The following is a 627-nucleotide window of genomic DNA, read 5'->3' as shown; positions in this document are numbered from 1 at the left end:
ACCCATTACGACGACGTCACGTCTTTGTTCGGCATCGCTATGTTGAGATTGAGCATCCGGTACATTAACAGGTACAGGTTGAACGACGATATCATGTACGCGCTCAGGCATGGTCGTCTGCCAAACGATTTGTCTATCAGCATCAATGCCTACCACGCCAAAGTCATGCTCATTTTGATTCAATGAGGCTTGATCTTTTGGCATAGATGCAACACCGCTGACCCAGCGAACGGGACGTGCGAGCATCGTCGTTGTATGCATAGTAGTAAGATCAAGAATGTCACTCTTATTATCATCTATAACATTATTATAAGCCTGATGCCATGTCACCGCTGCTTGCTGACAAGCATAGCGAAAACGTCTGAGGTTTGGCGTTGACCCAGCGCGCGACTGCAATGCTTGTAACTGCGCTCGCATACCCGCCACATAATCTTGTAGACTGGCATCTGGATGCTGCTGCTTACGATAACGATGGTGAATACCGACCAAAGCCGCGGTGCCGACTGCCGTGAGCATTGACGTCGTCAAAAGCTCACGGCTTACTGAGCTGGCTTTTGGCTCATATGATCTGTCATGACGCTCATCGTCTGACATCGTATTGCCTTTAGTAATAAACATCACTTAATC

The 627-nt window shown here is 48.0% G+C and carries 1 pseudogene; it reads right to left on the bottom strand.

Annotated elements, in window-relative coordinates:
- A pseudogene (locus ACS8FC_RS18720) lies at window positions 1–594 on the bottom strand (DUF1513 domain-containing protein); the annotation flags it as partial.
- Between the last annotated feature and the right edge of the window lie 33 nt (window positions 595–627).

The organism is Psychrobacter sp. 1Y4, assembly GCF_051847555.1.
This window is presented reverse-complemented; position numbering and strand designations above follow the sequence as displayed.